We start from the raw sequence: 18,137 nt of genomic DNA on the forward strand, positions 1-18,137 counted from the left end.
GAACCGAAAGCTGCTTCCGCCCGACCGTCCTAGAACAACAGCACAAAGATGCGGGTTCGGTCCCAGCTTGGGGGCTGAGATGAATCAGCCTGAGGGCTGACGTTCGTCAGCTTTTTGTCGGGCAGCGTGCCGGAGCTTTGGGTTTCCACTAGTCTGCCTGCCTGTGCCTACTGCCACTGCCTCAGCCCCGACCCTCACTTACCTGGCCTGCTCTCACTGCGGCGACGACTGCCCCGCAGAGCCTATCCGGCTGGAAGCCCGGCCCGCGCTGCACTTCTGCTGCCAGGGCTGCAAGGCCGTGTATGAGCTGCTCGACGCCAGCAATCTGTGCAGCACGTACTACCGCCTCGACGAGAAGCCCGGCCAGAAAGTAAAGGAAGTGGAGCTGCCCGGCCGCTTCGACTACCTCGACCTGGAGTCGGTGCAAAGCCAGCTGCTCGTGTTTCGCTCGCCCACGCTCAGCCGGCTCACCCTCACTATTCCGCAGATGCACTGCGCCTCCTGCATCTGGCTGCTCGAAAACCTGTTCAAGCTCAACCCCGGCATCTCAGCCTCGCGAGTAAACTTTCTGCGCAAAGAACTGAGCGTAAGCTACCAGCCCCAGACAACAAGCCTGCGGGAAGTGGTGCAGCTGCTGGCCTCGGTAGGCTATGAGCCCCAGATTACCCTGGCCGAGCTGGGCGCCCAGCCCCACCACGGCAGCCGCCGCCTTACCTACCAGCTGGGTTTGGCCGCCTTTGCCTTCGGCAACGTGATGCTGATGGCCTTTCCTGATTACTTTTCCTTTACCGAGCAGCTGCAGACGCTGTTTGGCAGCTTCTTTGGCGGGCTGAGCTTTCTGCTGGCTTTGCCCGTGCTGCTGATCTGTGCCCGCGACTTTTACCGCTCGGCCTGGCAGGGCCTGCGCCAGCGCCATATCAACCTCGACTTTCCCATCAGCCTGGGGCTTACGGCGCTGTTTGCCACCAGCGTCTTTGACATTGCCACCGGGCGCGGCCCCGGCTACTTCGACTCGTTTACGGGGCTGGTATTTTTCATGCTCATCGGCAAGTGGGTGCAGCAGCGCACTTACGACGCGCTGCGCTTCGACCGGGACTTCACCTCTTACTTCCCGGTGGCCGTGACCCTGCTGACCAAGGACGGGGAGCAGTCGGTGCCGGTGCGGGAGCTCAGGGCCGGGCAGCGCATCCGGGTGAGGCACCAGGAAATTATTCCGGCCGACGCGGTGCTGCTGCGCGGCGCGGGGCAGATTGACTACAGCTTTGTATCGGGCGAAAGCGTGCCGGTGCCCAAGGAACCCGGGGAGGTGGTGTACGCCGGCGGCCGGCAGGTGGGCGAAACCCTGGAGCTGGAAGTGGTGCGCGAAGTGTCGCAGGGCTACCTTACCCAGCTTTGGAACAACCCCGCATTCCAGAAGGAAACCAGGCCCACGCTGGAAACCTACGCCAACAAAGTGGGCCGCTACTTTGTGGCCGTGACCCTGCTGCTGGCCCTGGGCGCGGCGCTGTACTGGTACCCGCAGGACTCACAAATGGCCCTGCGGGCCTGTACCTCGGTGCTCGTCATTGCCTGCCCCTGCGCCCTGTCACTGGCCACGCCCTTTGCGCTGGGCGCCGCTCTGCGGGTGCTGGGGCGGCGCCGGCTCTACCTGAAAAACTCCGCCGTCATCGAAACGCTGGGCCGCGCCGATACGCTCGTGTTCGACAAAACCGGCACGCTTACCGACACCAGGCGGGCGGTGGTGAGCTTTTGCGGACCGCCGCTGAGGGAAGCCGATGAGCAGCTTGTGGCCGCGCTGGTTCGGCAGTCGACGCACCCGCTAAGCCAGCGTCTGGCCGAAAAACTGGGGGCGTCTACCCTGCCGGTGTACGCCTGCCGGGAAACCCCTGGCCAAGGCTTGTGCGGGCGCGTGGCCGGCCGGGACGTGCGCCTGGGCTCCGCGGCTTTCGTGGGCCTGCCCGCGGCCCCGCACGGCGGGCGGCAAGCCCGCGTACATGTGGCTTTGGATGGGCAGCCCGTGGGCTGGTACGAAATAAGCAACGAATACCGCGCCGACCTGCCTGGCCTGCTGCTGGAGTTGGGCAAAACCTACCAGTTGGCCTTGCTTACCGGCGACAACGATGCCGACGAGCCCCATCTGCGCCAGCTTTTTGGTCCTTCGGCCGAGCTGCGCTTCAACCAGTCGCCGCTGGATAAGCTGCGCTACGTGGAAACGCAGCAGCAGCGCGGCCACCGCGTGGTTATGGTTGGCGACGGGCTGAACGACGCCGGGGCCCTGCAGCGCGCCGATGCCGGCTTGGCCCTGAGCGAAACGCTCACCAACTTCTCCCCTGCCTGCGACGCCATTCTGGACGCGGACAGCTTAAAGCAGCTCAGCACGTTTTTGCGTTTTTCGCAGGACTGCCTGCAGGTGGTTCTGGCCACTTTCGTGTTGTCGTTCTGCTACAACGGTATCGGGCTGGGCCTGGCCGTGCAGGGCCGATTCACGCCCATTGTGTCGGCTGTTCTGATGCCCATCAGCTCCCTGAGTGTGATGGTGTTTGCTACCCTGCTGGTTCGGTACGCCGCTCACCGGCGGGGCCTCTAACCTCCTTTTGTCATGACTATTATCTTTCTGCTGATCGGCATCAGTCTGCTGGTGGCGCTTACGTTTCTGGGCGGCTTTCTGTGGGCCGTGCGCTCGGGCCAGTACGAGGACGACTACACGCCTTCGGTGCGCATGCTCTTTGAGGATGAGCCGGAGGAGTAGAGTTGCCCGCGCGGCTTATCCACACTGACTTTCGGGCCCTGCCCGACCAGGCAAGGGAGTCATTTTCAGGCAGCACCCAGCCAAATGCGGCGGCCCTTTGCGGCCGGCCTGATATCAATCAGGTCCACGGCTGACATTCGTCATCTTTTCGAAATCGGCCCGGAAAGACCTTTGGAGAAGTAAATCATCCACTTCTGAAGGCCATGCAAGTCGAATCCCTACCGCCGGTAGCCGCGCCCAAGCCGCCGCTGGTTGCCCGCTCAGCCAGCCGGGCAATTGACACGTTCTTTTACGATAACCGCATCGTGCGCGACTTCGGTATTGCCACCGTCATCTGGGGCATTATCGGGATGCTGGTGGGGGTGCTGGCGGCGTTTCAGCTGGCCCGGCCCGAGCTGAACATGGGCACGGCCGCTACTACCTTCGGCCGCATCCGGCCGCTGCATACCAACGCCGTCATCTTCGCCTTCGTGGGCAACGGCATCTTCACCGGTGTGTACTACTCGCTGCAGCGCCTGTGCAAAACCCGGATGTTCTCGGACGTGCTGAGCAAAATCCACTTCTGGGGCTGGCAACTGATTATTCTCTCGGCTGTGGCCACACTGCCCATGGGCTTCACCACCAGCAAAGAATACGCCGAGCTGGAGTGGCCCATTGATATTGCCATTACGCTGGTGTGGGTGGTGTTTGGCTGGAACATGTTCGGCACCATTGCCCGGCGGCGCGAGCGGCACCTGTACGTGGGCATCTGGTTTTACATTGCCACCTTCCTGACGGTCGCCGTGCTGCACATCGTCAATTCGGCGGCGCTGCCCGTGAGCTTCATGAAAAGCTACTCGGCCTACGCCGGCGTGCAGGATGCCCTGGTGCAGTGGTGGTACGGCCACAACGCGGTAGCCTTTTTCCTGACCACGCCCTACCTGGGGCTGATGTACTACTTCCTGCCCAAGGCGGCCGAGCGGCCGGTGTACTCCTACCGCCTGAGCATCATCCACTTCTGGTCCCTGATTTTCATCTACATCTGGGCTGGTCCTCACCACCTGCTCTACACCGCCCTGCCCGACTGGGCCCAGAGCCTGGGCGTGGCCTTTAGCGTAATGCTGATTGCGCCCAGCTGGGGCGGCATGATCAACGGTCTGCTGACGCTGCGTGGGGCCTGGGACAAAGTGCGCGAGGAGCCCGTGCTCAAGTTCTTCGTGGTGGCCGTGACGGCCTACGGCATGGCCACCTTCGAGGGGCCCATGCTAAGCCTCAAGAACGTGAATGCCATTGCCCACTTCACCGACTGGATTGTGGCCCACGTGCACGTAGGCGCCCTGGGCTGGAACGGCTTCCTGACCTTCGGCATGCTCTACTGGCTGTGGCCGCGCCTTTACCGCACGCCCCTGCATTCCAAAAAGCTGGCGAATACCCACTTCTGGCTGGGCACCCTGGGCATCCTGTTCTATGCCCTGCCCATGTACTGGGCCGGCTTCACCCAGGGCCTGATGTGGAAGCAGTTTAATGCCGAGGGCATGCTGCAGTACCCCAACTTCCTGGAAACGGTCATGCAGATTGTACCCATGTACTATCTGCGGGGAATCGGCGGGGTGCTGTACCTGAGTGGGGTGTTTGTGATGATGTTCAACCTTTACCGAACGGCCAAAGCCGGCTCTCTGCTGGCCAACGAAAAAGCCCAGGCCGCGCCTCTGATGTCCGAATCCCAGGACCCGCACGCCCAGGGCGGCCACTGGCACCGCTGGGTTGAGCGGCGGCCTTTCCAGCTGGCCGTGGGAGCTACCGTCGCCATTCTTATCGGCGGTGCCATTGAAATGATTCCCACGTTCCTGGTAAAAAGCAACGTGCCCACCATTGCCTCGGTGAAGCCCTATACCTCGCTCGAGCTGCAGGGCCGGGACCTGTACATCAAGGAAGGCTGCTCCAACTGCCACACCCAGATGGTGCGCCCGTTCCGCTCCGAAACCGAGCGGTACGGCGAGTACAGCAAGGCCGGCGAGTTCATCTACGACCGTCCCTTTCTGTGGGGCAGCAAGCGTACCGGTCCCGATTTGCACCGCGTGGGTCAGAAATACCCGCACTCCTGGCACTACAACCACATGCTGGACCCCACCAGTATGTCGCCCGGCTCGATTATGCCCGCCTATCCCTGGCTGTTCGACAACGACATCGACTATTCCACGCTGCCCACCAAGATCAGAGTATTGCGTGACCTGGGCACCCCTTACCCCGCCGGCTATGAGCAGCAGGCCGTGGCCGATGCCCAGCGTCAGGCCCAGGGCATCGCGGCCGAGCTGAAAAAGGAGGAAATCGAGGTGAAGTCCGACAAGGAAATCGTGGCTCTGATTGCTTACCTCCAGCGCCTGGGCACCGACATCAAAGTAAAGCCCGAGCAAGCCGCGGCAGCTAAGTAACACCCGGATTTCATCCCAGCCGCTGCTTCCCTAACCCTCCCCGATCATGCACAAGAACGTGTTGCAATCCATAGCGGGCATTGAGATATACCCGCTCATTTCCTTTGTCATCTTCTTTCTCTTTTTCCTGGGCCTGCTGGTGTATGTGGCCGTGGCCAACCGCCAGCACATCAGCGCCATGAGCCAGCTCCCGCTGGCGCCTGACCACGACGAACCCCTGAATCATCACTTTAACCACGACGTGCTATGCTAACCAAACGCACTCTTCTGCTGATCGTCCCGGGCCTGCTCGCCAGCTATGCGGCGGCCGCCCCAACCCCGGCTGCCACCGGTCCCACTCCTGGTTCTCTGCTAAGCCTGGCGGCCTGGGGCCTGGCCGCCGTGGTGTTGATTTTTGGGATGATGACGGCCACCTCCCTGGCATCCGCCGCTGCCGCCGCTGCGCAGCAGGAGGCCGGGCAGCAAGAAGCCGTACAGGCCGATGGGCTGGCGGCCGCCCCAACTGAAACCCCCGCCCCGGCAACGGCCGGGCAGCGCATTGCCGCATGAGGTACTATCCTTTCTCCTGGCGCGTAGCCGCCTCCGGCGCGGGCCTGGTAGTGCTGGCGGCCGGTCCGGCGCTGGCGCAAACCCCGGAAACCAAGGCCGGACCAGCCGATTCTCAGCTGCTGCTGCTTTGGGTGCTACTGGCTACGCTGGGCCTGGTTATCCTGTTGATGGTGCTGCTGGCGGCCACGCTGGTAGTACGCCTGCGGCCTCAGCTGCGCCGCCTCTACGAGCTGCCCACCGTGCGCCCTACCTGGAGCGGGCGGGTGCTGGGCCTGCTCGTAGGCGACGCCACGCTGGTACGGGGCGAGGTGCGCGACGAGCTTCTGGACCACGACTACGACGGCATCCACGAGTTCGACAACGACCTGCCGCCGTGGTGGAAATACAGCTTCTACGCCACCATTCTGTTTGCCGTCGGCTACCTCAGCTACTATCACCTGGCCGAAGCCGGGCAGCTGCAGGGCGCCGAGTATGCCGCCGAAATGCAGCAGGCTGCCCTTTTCGTTTCCACCGAGGCCGACGACCCCAACAAGCTTACTACCTACCAGCCCTTGACGGCCGCCGATGACCTGAGCAGCGGCAAAAGCCTCTTTACCACCAACTGCGCGCCCTGCCACGGGGCCAATGCCGAAGGCAAAGTAGGTCCCAACCTGACCGACGAGTACTGGCTGCACGGCGGCGAGGTAAACCACGTCTACAAGACCATCAAATACGGCGTGACGAGCAAAGGCATGGTGGCTTGGAAAGGAAAGCTCTCCGGCAAGCAGATCCTGCAGGTCAGCTCCTACCTGTTGAGTTTGCAGGGCACCAAGCCGGCCGGAGCCAAAGAGCCGCAGGGCGAGAAGGAAGCCCCCGGCCAGCGCGTTGCCCGGCTGTAAGCTCTTTTTGTCTGTCATCCTGAGCACAGCGAAGTGGAGGGAAGAACCTTCCTCACCTACTTCACTGCTGTTCGGTACCAACGTGACAAAGCTCTTTTACCACTGACTTACTAAAAGGTTTGTCAGAGTGTACAGAGCCTGCCACAACATGGAGGCAGGGCCTTCGCTCTGCTCAGGATGACAGGTTAAACAACGATTCAAAGATTCCGCCTCATGGCTACTACCCAACCCCAGCCCGCCGCGTCTTTCCGCGACACCATTGCCACGGTGGACGCGGCCGGCAAGCGGGTGTGGCTGTACCCCAAGAAGCCCGGCGGCCGGCTCTACCACTACCGCAAATGGCTTAGCTACGGGCTGCTGGCACTGCTGTTTGCCGGCCCCTGGCTGCGCATCCACGGCCTGCCGCTGCTGATGCTGAACCTGCCGGCCCGGCGCTTTATCATTCTGGGGCAGATTTTCTGGCCCCAGGATTTCTTTATCCTGCTGCTGGGCAGCCTCACCTTCGTGCTGTTCATCATCATCTTCACGGTGGTGTACGGGCGGGTGTTCTGCGGCTGGGTATGTCCCCAGACCATCTTCCTGGAAATGGTATTCCGGCGCATCGAGTACTGGCTGGAAGGCGACGCGCCCCAGCAGAAGGCCCTTGACCGCGCCGACTGGGACTGGAACAAAACCTGGCGCAAAGCCACCAAGCACGCGCTGTTTCTGATCCTGTCCTTCCTGATTGCCAATACCTTCCTGGCCTATATCATCGGCACCGACGACCTGCTGCAAATCGTGACGGACCGGCCCGCCGGGCACCTGGGCGGCCTGGCTTCGATGGTGTTGTTTACCGGCCTGTTCTACGCCGTGTTTGCCCGGTTCCGGGAGCAGGTCTGCACCATTGCCTGTCCCTACGGGCGGCTGCAGGGCGTATTGCTCGACAAAAACAGCCTCGTGGTAGCCTACGACTACAAGCGGGGCGAGCCGCGGGAGAAGCTCCGCAAAAACCAGGAGCGCACCGCCGGCGACTGTATCGACTGCCACCAGTGCGTGCAGGTGTGCCCCACCGGCATCGACATCCGCAACGGAGCCCAACAGATGGAATGCACCAACTGCACGGCCTGCATCGACGCCTGCAACTCGATAATGAACCTCGTGAACCTGCCCGAAGGCCTGATCCGGCACGCCTCCGAAAATGACATTATCCAGGGCACCCGCCCGCGGTTTACGGGCCGCATGAAGGTGCTGTCGGGGGTACTGGGCGTATTGCTCGTGGTGATGACGGGGCTGCTGGTATCCCGCGCCAACGTGGCGGCCACGGTGCTGCGCACGCCGGGGCAGCTGTTTCAGAAAACCGACCACGGCACCATCACCAACCTCTACAACATCTCGGTTATCAACAAAACCAACCGGCCTTACCCGCTCACGCTACGGGTGCTGGAGCCCGTTCAGGGCACCATTTCCCTGGTAGGCACGGCCAGCCTGAAACTACCTGCCCAGGGCATGACCGAAGGTGTATTCTTTGCCGAGCTGCCCCGCCGGGCCCTGCTGCGCACCAACCAGAAAATCCGCATCGGCCTGTATTCGGGCAACGAGCTGATTGCCGAAACCAGCACCAAGTTTCTCGGGCCGGTACAGTAACATTTCAGGCACTATTCCTATGGCAACGCCCTCCCCCAAAACCCGCACTATCTGGCCCTACGCCATTGTGATGACCTTCGTGCTGTTTGCCGGCTACATCGGCTACATGGTGCAGCAGGCCATGCGCACCAGCGTCGACCTGGTCAGCCCCGACTACTACCAACAGGAGCTGCGCTACCAGCAACAGATGGAAACCGTAGCCCGTACGGCCGCCCTGCCCGCGCCGGTAAAGCTGGAGCATAATGCTGCCGCTCACCGCCTGACCCTGCAGCTGCCCGCCGAACTGACCACACAGACCGTGCAGGGCCAAGTGCACTTCTTCCGGCCCTCCGACCAGAAGCTGGATTTCTCCCTGCCTTTGCAGCCCGCCGGTGGTGTGCAGCAGATCAATACCGGCCAGATGAAAGCCGGCTACTGGCGCGTGCGCCTCGATTTTACCGCGGGCGGGCAGGCCTACTTCTTGGAAAGAAATATCACCCTGACTGACTGACTTTCATCATGTGAGCCCCGGTCCGGGCGGCCGTACTTGCCGGCCAAATCAGCTACGCCATTTCTCTACTGCCAATGCTTTGGGCCGGGTTTGTTTTTGGGTTATTGGGCAGCTTCCACTGCGTGGGCATGTGCGGGACCATTGCCTTGGCGCTGCCCGGCCGCACGCAGGCTGCCTCGGCGTGCTACGTGGGCGGGCGGCTGCTGTATAACCTGGGCCGCATCACAACCTACGCTACCCTGGGCGCGGCCGCCGGCCTGCTGGGCCAGAGCCTGCGCCTGGCCGGGCTGCAGCAAAGCCTCTCCATTGCCTCGGGCCTGCTAATTCTGCTGCTGGTGGGGCTGCCCCCGCGCTACGCCGACCGGCTGGCCGCCGGCCTGGGTTTGCGCCGCCCCCTGGCCTGGGTCAAGAACACGCTGGCCGGGCTTTTTCAGCAGCCTTCGTGGCGGGCCTTGTACCTCACGGGCATCCTCAACGGGCTGCTGCCCTGCGGCCTGGTATACCTGGCGTTGGCCGGGTCCCTGAGCGCGCCGGGCATACCGGGCGCAGCGGCTTACATGGCCAGCTTTGGCTTGGGTACGCTCCCACTGATGCTGGGTCTTTCTCTCTCCGGGCGGCTGGTGCCGCTGCTGTGGCGCACCCGCATGCGGCAGGCGGTACCCTACGCAGCTTCGGGGCTGGCCGTGCTTTTTATCATGCGCGGGCTGGGGCTGGGCATTCCGTATCTGAGCCCACAGCTAAGCGCGCCGGAGAAAATCCAGGCTCGTCAGCCGCAGTCGGTGCACTACTGCCGGTAGGGTCTGCTGCTTCCTTTTTTTCCTCCCTGCTTTCCTTTCGTTACGTTTCTCCTTATGAAAACCATTCTCGTCCCCATCGACCATACTGCTGCGGCTGAACCCACGCTGGCTTACGCCAACAAGCTGGCCGTGCGCTGGCCTGCCGAAGTGGTGCTGCTTTATTGCCACCCCGAATCGGATGGTATGGCGGCAGCGGAGAAGGCGCTTGACGTACAGGAACAGCGGCTGCGCGGCCTGGTGGAGCGCCTGCGCTATCAGCAGCTTACCCGCCAGGATGGCCGCCGCATTCAGTACCGCTACCGGATTCTGAGCGGCTGCCTCCACGACTATGTGCAGGCCGAAGCAGCCCGCTGCGCCGCCGACCTGGTGGTGATGGGCCTCGAGCACATCGACTGCGGTAAGCAGGCCGCGCCCGGCAACCACGCCGCCTCCATCACCCGGCTAGTCACGTGCCCGGTGCTGGTAGTGCCGCCAGGGCGCCGCGCTCTGCCTGCGCGGGTGGTTTTCGCCGCTGATTTCACCGCCTTAAATACCGACATCCTGCCCCGCTTGTCAGCGCTGGAAGGTGCTTTCCCGGCCCCGTTGGATCTGGTGCAGTTTTATTCGCCGGCCGAGCGGCCCCGGCGGCGCCAACTCAAGCAGGCCCTCGGCAAGGTCGGGGCTCAGCTCACCTGGCTCACTACTACTCCCCACTTGGTGGAAGATGATGCCCCGCTGGAAGGCGTCGGCGAGTTCTGTGCCCGGCAGCAGGCCCAACTGCTCATTATTGCCCCCAACAGCGAGACGGAGCTGTTACGCTACTTCGACTCGTGCTACACCACCACCCGTGCCTACCACACCCAGATTCCGGTACTGGTACTACGGGCCGTGGAGCGCCAGCCCCAGGTAGCCTGCTGCGCCCGGTGTGCCGAACGGCTGGAGCAAGAGCACACCAAAGCGCTGTTACCCGACTATTATGCCGTCCATTGGGCCTGATTTCCGGCCCGGATACCCTACACAGCTTTTACCTTCATGCTTACCATGACTACCGCTGCCCTCGCTGTTGCTCCGCCCCGCATTTTGGTTGAAAACTGGATGCGCCAGTTTCAGGACTGGCTCTGCCACCGCCTCGAAGCTGCCGATGGCAGCGGAATACGCTTTCAGGAAGACGCCTGGCAGCACATTGGCGGCGGCGGTGGGGCCACCCGCGTGCTGCAGAACGGGGCGGTGCTAGAAAAAGGCGGAGTTGCCTTCTCAGCCGTGTGGGGGCAGATGAGCGAGGCGGCAGCCCGCGCCCTGCTTATGCCCGACCCCAACTACTTTGCCACGGGTGTGTCGGTGGTGCAGCACCCGGGCAGCCCACTGGTGCCGATTTCCCACATGAACGTGCGCTACTTCGAGGCCGGCAACGGGGAAGCCTGGTTTGGCGGCGGGCTGGATCTGACGCCTATCTACGTGGATGAAGCCCAGGCCCGCTGGTTTCACCGGCAGATTAAGGAAATGTGTGACCAGCACACCCCTGCCTATTATCCCCGCTTCAAGCAGTGGGCCGATGAGTACTTCTTTCTGCCCCACCGCCAGGAAACCCGCGGCATCGGCGGCATCTTCTTCGACCGGCTCACCGTGGGTAAGGACGGCTCGTTTGAGGAGCTGTTCGCCTTCGTGCAGGATGTGGGCGAGGTCTACGGCCGCACTTATGGTACCATCATGCGCCAGAACGCCAGCCTGCCCCACACCGAGCGGCAGAAGCAGTGGCAGCTGGTGCGCCGGGGCCGCTACGCCGAGTTCAACCTAGCCATTGACCGGGGCACCAAGTTCGGGCTGGAAACCGGGGGCCGCACCGAGAGCATCCTGATGAGTCTGCCACCCCAGGCCGAGTGGCACTACAACTTCCCCATCGAGCCCGACTCTCCAGAGGAAGTTACCCAGCAGTGGCTGCGCAAAGGCGTGAACTGGATTTAAGCGGGCTAGGCTCGGCAAAACAAGCTTTCAGTATAGCTAACGCGGTGGTGTAGGCTTGATACTGATATAAAAAGGAGGATTCTTCTGTTATGGCAGCAAAACAGCTGGTCGCCGCCCATTAAAAGGGGTACGAAGGCCGTGGGCTCATCCGCTACGGGTTGAACGCGCATGGACTGCGGGACCAGCAGCCTCGCTCTTAGTCCCACGCACCGCCAATTGCGCTCCGGTCGTACCTAGCGTACCAGGTGCACGCCGACCAGGGCAGTCAGCACCGGACCGCCTGTTTCAAGGCCGAATTAATCGACGGCATTGCGCACTTGTTTACCAGACTCCGAAACGCAACTGCAAACCACGTCTCAATTGTTTCCGGCTTAGCCAGACAACTCCACCTTCATGGGCTTGACAAACATCATCATAATGTGAACGGGCTGACCAAGTGATACGACATCCAGTTTAAAAACAGCTCTTTATACAGCATTCATCGTCGCGCCTACCCTGATCCGGCCTATGACCAGCTCCCTGTTCATACCTTGCTTTAAGCCAGGCCGCGGGTTATGGACCGTGCGCGGCGCATCCCAAAAGGTCCTGGAAAAAGTGTCTTCCGCTAAAAATCAGGCAGAAGCCTGAGTATTGTCATAGGGTGCCCTTCGCCGCTGCCGTACTCTTGCAACTATAGACTGGCTTTTCTCCCTGCTGCTTGATGCCAACCCGCTGGAGAATATCAGCTACCGTCAACAGGGGCGGGCCGTTGTACTGCGCGGCCGGTTATTCGACCAGGCCGCCTTGCAAGCAATGCTCCTTGAGTTTCGGCAACTGCTCCCGGTAAGCTCGCAAGTGGCAGTAGCGCGCCAGCGCGGCCGCTTAATTTCACTTCCTGCTCTCCATTTTATCTTTTGCTTATGCTGGCTGCTCTTCGCTCCCTATCCTGCTGCCTCGGCATTGCGCTGGCCGTGCAATGGTGCGGCGCTACGGCTGAGCGGCCAGGCATAGCCTCCACTACCACCCTGACGCCCGAAACCAGCAGGCAAGTTGAATCCATAGCCCCGCTTATCCGGGCCTTGCTCGACACCAGCGCGGCCAGCACCAGCCGTGCGGCCTCTCTCCGCCTGCTAGCCGGTAAGGAAGTCCGGCAACTGTATGCACCTGATTTTGCGCCGGTCTGGACAAGTACGCAGGAACCGCTCGGCGCCAGCGCAGCCGCGGCTATCAATGTATTGGCCCGTGCAACGGAGTATGGCCTGCGCCCTAATGATTACGGTGTGCCCCGGCTGCAGGCCCTTTGGGACTCTCTGGCCAGCCCAGGCCAGCTTCCCCAGCGCGCCGCGCAGCAGGCGCAGCTGGAGGTGTACCTGAGCGACGGAGTGCTGCGCTTTATGCGCGACCTGCGCCGCGGCCGGCTACACCCTTATACCATTTCCCCCGCTGAAAAAGCCGCCGGACCTGCCGGACAGCCGGTGGTCATGTTACGCGACGGCTTGCGGCGCTCTGCCGTACCGGCCGCAATGGTGGCCGGCCAGCCCCAGAACCGTGAGTACCGGCTCCTGCAGCAGGCCCTGGCCCGGTGGCTGGCTACGCCCTCGGCGCAGGATTCGCTGGCGAAGTACCCGGCCCGCTACCAGCAGGTGGCGGTTAACCTGGAGCGCTGGCGCTGGGAGGCCTTTGCCCCGGACTCCGACTACGTGCTCATTAACGTGCCCGCCTATGAGCTGCAGGTAGTGGCTGCGGGCGTGGTGGAGCGCCGACACCGGGTAATTGTCGGCAAGCCGGGTACCACAACGCCAACGCTCACCAGCTCCATCCGCTACTTTACCCTGGCGCCGGGCTGGCACGTGCCGCACTCCATTGCCACGCAGGAGATGCTCCCCCGCATCAAGCAGGACGCGGGCTACCTGGAGCGCAACAACCTGGCTGTCTATAACGACCGGGGCCGGCAGCTGGATCCCGCCCGCATCGACTGGACGAAGGTCACGGCGCAGCACTTCCCCTACACGGTTCGGCAGTCGGCGGGGTGCGACAACGCGCTGGGCAACATCGTCTTCCGGTTTACGAATCCCTACTCGGTTTACGTACACGACACGCCCCTGCGCCAGCTTTTCGACCGGCCCACCCGCGCCCTCAGCCACGGGTGCATCCGGCTGGAGCACCCCATGCAGCTGGCCGCGTATCTGCTCGGCCGCGAGGGCAACCTGGCCCGGCTGCCTACCGAAGATGAGTGCGCCCGCTCGCCCGTCTCCCGCGACATCCGCCTGCGCCGGCCCATGGCCTTGTTTGTGCGCTATGCCACCTGCACCGCCGAAAACGGCCGCCTGCGTTTTCTGCCCGACATCTACGGGCGCGACGAAGTGCTGCGCCGCGGCCTGTTTGGCCCCAAGCTTCCGGTACGGGCCGGCAAAGCGCTGGCACGGGATGCCACCAGCACCCTCGACACGGCAGAGTTTGTAGCGAAGTAACTTGCCGGCCATTTAATACCCGGGCGGCGTACTGCCCGCAGCCAGCATGAGCAGTGTAGCTCAACCAGAGGAGCTTACTTGACAAAAGTCAGGCAAGAGGGCTGTTATCGTCATGGCTAAGGGCATGGAAGGAGTGGACTTTTGTGCCAGTCTCCTTTCCATTCAACCCCAACGCCATGAACCCGCTCCTCGCAATTCCGCTGGTCGCCTCGTTCTCTGCCCTTCCTGCCTGGACCGGGGAACTGCCCGGCGCCCACGCGGCTCACGAAGCCGGGGCCCGCGGGGTAAACAACCACTTGCCGGCGCAGCCTGCTGCGTCAGCTCATAGCCAGCCGCTCGCTGCCCCCGCTCATGGAAGCCTCGCATAGCGTGGGCAGGCGCCGTGAGCGGGCACGTCACGCCGGCTCCGACCCGCTGGTCAGCGCTGCTACCCGGCACTGGGTTCAGGAGGCAGATACCACCATGGCCTGGGAAGCAGCCGGGCCTGAGCTTTCCCAGCCCGCAACGGGGGCTCCACACCATCCTGCTCTCCTGTATTTCCGGCCTTAAAGCGCGCAGCTTCTCCTGCGCGAAGGCTTTTCCCTTCATCTTTTTTTCCCGGCTGCCATGACTCCTTCCCTTGTTGTTCTGACCGACTTTTTTGCCGTTACCAACCGGGCCCTCTCGTACGCAGCCAGCCTGGCAGTGCCGCTTGGCGCGCAACTGGTGCTGCTGCACGTGCGCTACGATGGTAGGCCTGTGCCCGAAGGTTACGGCGGCCGGCACACCCCGCGCGGCGAACAAAAGACCGACCAGGCCCTGCTCAAACTAGCCGCCGAACAAACCATACGCACGCAAGTGGATGTGGCCGAAGGCCTTCTGCCAGAAGCGCTGACCGAGGCCATCCGCCGCCACCACCCCCTGTTTATGGTGCTGGGGCGACACAGCGACTCCATGGAATCGTCCGAGCTTTTTGCCAGCGTGGTGATGGATTTGCTGCGCCACGCGCCCCACCCTCTGCTGATAGTGCCCACGGTAGGCTGGGATGCCTGTCCGCCCCGTCGCCTGCTGCTGGCCGTGGATGGGGAGCCGTTCTCCTTGGCCGACGAAGACCACCAGGAGGTCCTCAGCCGCCTGCTGCACGCTACCCAGGCCACCCTGGACGTGGTGCACGTGACCGAGGAGCAGGTGCGGCCGAAGGAAGGTGTCGTGCTGGAAACCGTGTGTGCCAACGACCTGGTAAGCCACTTTGCCGAAAGCCGATTGCATGTAGTATACAGCTCGACGGTGGTGGGCGGCGTGCTGGAGGAAGCCGCCCGGCAGGAAGCCGACATGCTGGTGGTGGTGGCGCGGCGTCACTCCTTGCTGGGCAGCCTGTTTCACCGCAGCATCACGGCCCAGCTCATTCAGGAAAGCGCCATTCCCGTCCTGCTGCTGCCCGCCGAAGACTAAGCCGGCAGCCAGGCCCTTGATTCGGGGCAGCCGGTCCTGACTACACGTTTTTTCCTCTCGCTATGAAACCATCAATTGTCGTGCTGATCAATCAATCAGAAACGGCCGGGCACGCGGCCCGGTAAGCTGAGGGCTTGCTCACGGCCGTGACACCGGGGCCGACCTGGTGCCGGTGCTGGCCCTGCTTTCCGAAGCGCTGGGGCTGACGGCTGCTTACCTGGGCATCAACCTGCGGGGCGTGACCACGGTGGCGCTGTTTGCCAACAACATCCTGGGGCGCCTCACCTTCGGCGAGGTGCTGCCGTCGGTAATCAAAACCTTTTTCTTCGGCTTTGCCATCGGCCTCATTGGCTGTGGGCGCTGCTCAACGATGAGACTTTGGCTTCCAGCCTGCGCCAGAGCCTGCGCAACGTGGGGGCGGCCACCGCCCAGCTGAGTGCTGCCTCGCACGACGTGCAGGCCCTGACCCAAAGCGTGCGGCAGGGCCGCGGCCCCATCGGCTATTTGCTGACGGATAAAGCCTTTGCCGGCCAGCTGAGCCGGGCGGCTGGAAACCTGGCCGGCACCTCCGACACCCTGGCCGCCACACCTGCGGGCCTGAAGCGGCAGGTTCAGGCCGGTGGAGGTCCGCTGCACACGCTGCCTTCCGATACCGCCATGAGCGGGCAGCTGCGGCAGAGTATGCAGAATGTAGCGCAGGGCACCCAAAAGCTAGATCAGAGCATGGAGGCCCTGCAGCGCGGCTACTTCCGGCGCCGGGCAAAAAAGCAGGCCATGGCCCTGGAAGAGCAAGACTAATGCAGGCTAGAGCTTAGACGTTAGACGTTGAAAGCTCTTCTACCAGAACAACTCTAAGCTCTAACTTCTAAGCTCTTGGCTCTAACTTCTAGGACTTCAGCTTGCTCAGCAGCAGGGCCACGGTGGCTTCCCCTTCGGGCAGGCCACACGCGCGCAGCAGCTCCACGCCCTGCTGCATCAGCACGTAGCACGGCAGGTCGGTGGCATGAAAGCTACGCACCACGCTGGGGTGCGTGGCCCCATCCACAGTGAGCACCCGGATGGCCGTACCCAACAGCCGCTGCAACTTTTTCAGCGCTGCCAGGATAGCCGGCCGGCCAGGCGCGCCGGTGCCCACCGGGGGCAGCAGCACCAGCAGCATAGCGGCTTCAGCAGGCACAAGAGGTATGGTGGGAGTATCGGTCATCGGGCCCGGGACAAACAAGTAGCTGTAAAATTACCGAATGAGTGCAACAGCCCGTATGATGCTCATCAGTGGGCCCTTTGACAATTGTCAGGTTCAGGTCCTTTCCGGCAACCCCAACCGAAACCCGGTTAGTTTTCTCCGCTGCTTCGGGCCACCCTTCCCATGTTTCCAAACGCTTCCTCCGGTGCCTTCACGCAGCTGCTTTACACCCAGGCCAAAGACTTCTTCGGAATCTATGACCCGGGCATGGGCTGGTTTACCCAGGTAAATCCGGCGGGGGTACGGTTGCTGGGCTACCCCTCGGAAGAGGTGTTTCTGGCCGACCCCGACCACTCGCTGCGCTCCCCGCCGTGGACCGGCGCGCAGTGGGCTACGCTATGCGAGCAGGCCCGGCGGGAAGGCCACCAGGCCGTAGAGGCCGAAATCCGGCGCCACACGGGCGAGGCATTCAGCGCCTACCTGGAGCTAACGTACTTTGAAGAAGAAAGCCAGCAGTTTTTCCTGATTCACATCAGTGAGCAAAGCCGCCTGCAGCAGGCTGAGCGCGAGTTGGCGCACAGTGTACGGCGCTTCGAGGCCGTGTTTGCCAACGCCACCATCGGCATCATCGTCTGCGATAAGGCGGGCGACATCGTTTCGGCGAATGAGTTGGCCGGCCGGCAGTTTGGCTACGTCACAGCCGAGCTGCTGGCCCAGCGCATCGAGGTGCTGGTCCCCCAGGCCGCCGGCCGGCACCACCAACAGCTGCGCGAGTCGTTCAATGCCCACCCGCAGGTGCGTGACATGGGCACGCACCGGGTGCTGCGCGGCCTGCGCCAGGACGGCACCGAATTTCCGGTGGAAGTGAGTTTAAGCTACTTCCACCTCGATGAGGAGCTGTACGTGGTGGCCTATATCCTTGACATCACGGCCAAAAAAGACGCCGAGCTGGAGCTGGTGGCCCAGCACCAGCGGGTGGCGCGCCTCAACGCCGACCTGGAGCAGAAAGTGGCCGACCGTACCCACGCCCTGCTGCTTACCCTGGAGCAGCTCGAAAAGCGCGGCAAGGAGTTGGCCCAGGCTCTGGCCGCCGAGCAGGAGTTGGGCGAGATGAAGTCGCGCTTCGTGAGCATGGCCTCGCATGAGTTTCGCACGCCCCTGACCGGCGTGCTCTCCTCGGCCGAGCTGATAGCCGAATATGCCCAGGGGCCCCAGCAGGAAAAGCAGCTCAAGCACGTGGACCGCATCCGCTCCGCCGTCAAGCACATGAACGACACGCTGGAAGAATTTCTTTCGGTGGGCCGCATCGAGGAAGGCCGCGTGGAAGCCACAGCAGCGGCTCTGAACCTGGAGAAGCTACTGGGCGAAACGGTGAGCGACGTGCAGGGGCTGCTCAAAGCCGGCCAGCGCATCGAGTGCCAGGCCGAATGCACTCACCTCATCCGGCTGGATGCCTCGCTGCTGCGCAAAATCCTGCTCAACCTGCTGTCCAATGCCCTCAAGTACTCGGGCGAAAACTCGGTGGTGCGCGTGGGGGCGGCCTGTGGCGCGGGCCAGTTCACGCTCACCGTGCAGGACCAGGGCGTGGGCATTTCGGAGGAAGACCAGGCCCATTTGTTCGAGCGGTTTTTCCGG

The 18,137-nt window shown here is 62.8% G+C and carries 18 protein-coding genes; 17 read left to right on the forward strand and 1 reads right to left on the reverse strand.

Annotated features, from left to right (window positions below; translation table 11 throughout):
* Positions 1-163: 163 nt before the first annotated feature.
* The 16 genes from I5L79_RS22170 (at position 164) to I5L79_RS22245 (ending at position 16,117) form a co-directional block, all read left to right on the forward strand.
* On the forward strand, positions 164-2,587 hold the full coding sequence (locus I5L79_RS22170; RefSeq protein WP_196957284.1) for a heavy metal translocating P-type ATPase: 2,424 nt from the start codon (positions 164-166) through the stop codon (positions 2,585-2,587).
* 12 nt (positions 2,588-2,599) lie between these two features.
* Positions 2,600-2,749: a cbb3-type cytochrome oxidase assembly protein CcoS gene (ccoS, locus tag I5L79_RS22175; protein WP_196957285.1), complete on the forward strand. Its 150-nt coding sequence runs from the start codon at positions 2,600-2,602 to the stop codon at positions 2,747-2,749.
* A 203-nt stretch (positions 2,750-2,952) separates the two neighbouring features.
* Positions 2,953-5,160: a cytochrome-c oxidase, cbb3-type subunit I gene (gene ccoN, locus I5L79_RS22180; RefSeq protein ID WP_196957286.1), complete on the forward strand. Its 2,208-nt coding sequence runs from the start codon at positions 2,953-2,955 to the stop codon at positions 5,158-5,160.
* Between the two features lie 46 nt (positions 5,161-5,206).
* Positions 5,207-5,413, forward strand: a complete 207-nt coding sequence (locus I5L79_RS22185; protein WP_196957287.1) for a hypothetical protein — start codon at positions 5,207-5,209, stop codon at positions 5,411-5,413.
* Positions 5,407-5,709, forward strand: a complete 303-nt coding sequence (locus I5L79_RS22190; protein WP_196957288.1) for a hypothetical protein — start codon at positions 5,407-5,409, stop codon at positions 5,707-5,709. Before I5L79_RS22185 ends, I5L79_RS22190 begins: the two co-directional genes overlap by 7 nt.
* Positions 5,706-6,587 (forward strand): cbb3-type cytochrome c oxidase N-terminal domain-containing protein, encoded by an 882-nt coding sequence (locus I5L79_RS22195; RefSeq protein WP_196957289.1) that lies wholly within the window; start codon positions 5,706-5,708, stop codon positions 6,585-6,587. Before I5L79_RS22190 ends, I5L79_RS22195 begins: the two co-directional genes overlap by 4 nt.
* 213 nt (positions 6,588-6,800) lie before the next feature.
* Positions 6,801-8,210, forward strand: coding sequence for a cytochrome c oxidase accessory protein CcoG (gene ccoG / locus I5L79_RS22200; protein ID WP_196957290.1), 1,410 nt, complete (start codon positions 6,801-6,803; stop codon positions 8,208-8,210).
* 19 nt (positions 8,211-8,229) lie between these two features.
* Positions 8,230-8,700: a FixH family protein gene (locus I5L79_RS22205; RefSeq protein WP_196957291.1), complete on the forward strand. Its 471-nt coding sequence runs from the start codon at positions 8,230-8,232 to the stop codon at positions 8,698-8,700.
* 74 nt (positions 8,701-8,774) lie between these two features.
* Positions 8,775-9,497 carry a sulfite exporter TauE/SafE family protein gene (locus I5L79_RS22210; RefSeq protein WP_196957292.1) on the forward strand — a complete coding sequence of 241 codons (723 nt, stop codon included), beginning with the start codon at positions 8,775-8,777 and terminating at the stop codon, positions 9,495-9,497.
* 54 nt (positions 9,498-9,551) lie between these two features.
* Entirely contained in the window at positions 9,552-10,472 is a 921-nt protein-coding gene (locus tag I5L79_RS22215) for a universal stress protein (RefSeq protein ID WP_196957293.1), read from the forward strand.
* Between the two features lie 36 nt (positions 10,473-10,508).
* On the forward strand, positions 10,509-11,438 hold the full coding sequence (gene hemF, locus I5L79_RS22220) for an oxygen-dependent coproporphyrinogen oxidase (RefSeq protein ID WP_196957294.1): 930 nt from the start codon (positions 10,509-10,511) through the stop codon (positions 11,436-11,438).
* 899 nt (positions 11,439-12,337) lie between these two features.
* Entirely contained in the window at positions 12,338-13,888 is a 1,551-nt protein-coding gene (locus I5L79_RS22225) for a L,D-transpeptidase scaffold domain-containing protein (protein ID WP_196957295.1), read from the forward strand.
* A 176-nt stretch (positions 13,889-14,064) separates the two neighbouring features.
* Positions 14,065-14,256 (forward strand): hypothetical protein, encoded by a 192-nt coding sequence (locus I5L79_RS22230; RefSeq protein WP_196957296.1) that lies wholly within the window; start codon positions 14,065-14,067, stop codon positions 14,254-14,256.
* A 238-nt stretch (positions 14,257-14,494) separates the two neighbouring features.
* Positions 14,495-15,319, forward strand: coding sequence for a universal stress protein (locus I5L79_RS22235; protein ID WP_196957297.1), 825 nt, complete (start codon positions 14,495-14,497; stop codon positions 15,317-15,319).
* A 172-nt stretch (positions 15,320-15,491) separates the two neighbouring features.
* Positions 15,492-15,755 carry an ABC transporter permease gene (locus I5L79_RS22240; RefSeq protein WP_196957298.1) on the forward strand — a complete coding sequence of 88 codons (264 nt, stop codon included), beginning with the start codon at positions 15,492-15,494 and terminating at the stop codon, positions 15,753-15,755.
* Positions 15,698-16,117, forward strand: a complete 420-nt coding sequence (locus tag I5L79_RS22245) for a hypothetical protein (RefSeq protein ID WP_196957299.1) — start codon at positions 15,698-15,700, stop codon at positions 16,115-16,117. Before I5L79_RS22240 ends, I5L79_RS22245 begins: the two co-directional genes overlap by 58 nt.
* An 88-nt stretch (positions 16,118-16,205) precedes the next feature.
* Here I5L79_RS22245 and I5L79_RS22250 read toward each other — a convergent pair whose 3' ends face one another.
* The gene (locus tag I5L79_RS22250) at positions 16,206-16,523 is read right to left on the reverse strand and encodes a thioredoxin (protein ID WP_196957300.1); all 318 of its coding nucleotides are present in this window, start codon (positions 16,521-16,523) and stop codon (positions 16,206-16,208) included.
* Positions 16,524-16,685: 162 nt separating this feature from the next.
* Between I5L79_RS22250 and I5L79_RS22255 the strand changes: the two genes are divergently transcribed.
* On the forward strand, positions 16,686-18,137 hold a 1,452-nt coding region (locus I5L79_RS22255), incomplete at its 3' end, for a sensor histidine kinase (RefSeq protein ID WP_196957301.1).

It is taken from the genome of Hymenobacter guriensis (genome assembly GCF_015773195.1).
GTDB classification, from domain to species: domain Bacteria; phylum Bacteroidota; class Bacteroidia; order Cytophagales; family Hymenobacteraceae; genus Hymenobacter; species Hymenobacter guriensis.